The sequence below is a fragment of the Olsenella sp. CU969 genome (assembly GCF_905219715.1).
Lineage (GTDB): Bacteria > Actinomycetota > Coriobacteriia > Coriobacteriales > Atopobiaceae > Granulimonas > Granulimonas faecalis.
Genome location: NZ_CAJMXC010000149.1, coordinates 1 through 1,739 on the forward strand (window position 1 = coordinate 1; position 1,739 = coordinate 1,739).

Annotated in this window: 2 protein-coding genes; both read right to left on the reverse strand. The window is 71.8% G+C overall.

From position 1 onward, the window contains the following. Positions 1-165 precede the first annotated feature (165 nt). Entirely contained in the window at positions 166-684 is a 519-nt protein-coding gene (locus tag JX283_RS08280) for a YqeG family HAD IIIA-type phosphatase (RefSeq protein WP_204830151.1), read from the reverse strand. Continuing rightward, the coding region (gene mltG, locus JX283_RS08285) for an endolytic transglycosylase MltG (protein ID WP_204830152.1) at positions 681-1,739 on the reverse strand (1,059 nt) is incomplete at its 5' end. The genes mltG and JX283_RS08280, both read right to left, overlap by 4 nt.

Consider the following 1,739-nt stretch of genomic DNA (forward strand, 5'->3'; position numbering starts at 1 on the left):
ATCCACGGGAGCCCCGGGGAGAGCGGCAGGGAGAGGGCCCGGGCCATCTGGAAGGCCAGGGCGACGGCCGCCATGGCGGCCAGGAGGGCGTTGGGCAGCCTCCGCTCGCGGGCGTCCGCGACGGAGGCCCAGGCGGCCAGGGCGAGGAAGGCTGCCACGGCCGCGTCAGGGGCGGTAGGCGGGGTCGCCCGAGGCGGCCCNCTCGAACAGGCGGAAGACGCGGGTGTACCAGAGCTCCTCGGTGGACTGCGGGTCAACGAGGATGGGGCGCACGCCGGCCAGGTTGGCGGCCATGACGTCGGTGAACACCTGGTCGCCCACGAGCACCGTCTGCTCCACGGGCACGCCCATGGTCCCGCACGCGGCCCAGANGGCGAAGGGCGCCGGCTTCATGGCGTGGTCCACCTTGGGCACACCCAGCTCGGCGGCGCTCGCGGCCACCCGAGTGCCGTGGAAGTTGTTGGAGACGAGGCAGAGGGCGAGGCCGGCCGCGCGGGCGCGGTCGAACCATGCCGCCACCTCGGCGGGCGGGTGCTCTGCGTCGCCGGGGACGCAGGTGTTGTCGCGGTCGAGCAGCACGAGCCGCACGCCCTCGTCCACGAGGCGCCCCACGGGGATGTCGGGGACCGCGTGGTAGCGGGCCCACGGGCGGGTCAGGGGCGTGCCCCCGCGCTCGGCGCTCATGGCGCCTGGTCCTGCNTGGCCTGCTCGATGGCGGCCATGTGCTCGTCGTAGGTGCGCGAGAACGTGTGGTTGGAGTAGGTGCCGTTCTCGATGATGAGGAAGTACAGGTAGTNGGTGGACTGTGGGTTCAGCGCCGCCTGGACGCACTCGATGGAGGGCGTGCAGATGGGCGTGGGGGGCAGACCCTTGTTGAGGTAGGNGTTGTACGGCGANTCCTTCTTGAGGTCGTCGGCCGTCACCTCGCCGCCGGTCACATAGCCCATGGTGGCGTCGGACTGCAGCGGCATGCCGTCGCGCATGCGGTTGTAGAAGACGGACGAGACGAGCGGGCGGTCCTGCTCTGTCACGGCCTCGCGCTCGATGACGGAGGCGAGGATGAGCACGTCGTAGTCGTNGAAGTCCACGCCGTAGNCGCCCTTGAGGGCGGCCTCACCGGACTGCCAGTCCAGAGACGCGGTGGCCGTGACGTAACGGTCGAGCATGGCGCGAATCACGGCGTCGGCCGAGACCTCCTTGCCGGAGAAGTCGTAGGTGGAGGCCCAGAGGAAGCCCTCGAGGGAGTCGTCGGCGGCCCCGGAGAGGAACGGGTAGTCGGAGGAGTAGTTGGAGGCCTTCGCCTGGGCCACGAAGTCGTCGGCCGGGATGCCGAGGGCGTCCTGCACGTAGGCGGCCGTCTTGGCCACGGTGAGGCCCTCCGGCACGGTGACGCGGTTGGACGTGGTGTTGGGGCCCTCCACGAGCTGCTCCACGATCTGGGTGACCGGGATGCCCGCAGCGAAGCGGTAGGTACCGGGCTTGAGCGACTGCCCCGCCCCCGGGGCCATGACGGCCTTGGTAAACGTGGCGGAGTCCTTGACGAGGCCGGCGTCCACGAGCGACTGCGCGATGGCGTCGGTGCCGGCGCCCTCGGCCACCTGGATCTCCACCTCGCCGGACGCGGGCTCCTGGGAGGGGGCGTCGGACGGGGACGCGGCGCAGCGTGAGACCACGAGACAGGCGACCACGACGGCGGCGACCGCCGCGACGGCGGCCACGACCAGGGGGAGGCGCGAGGG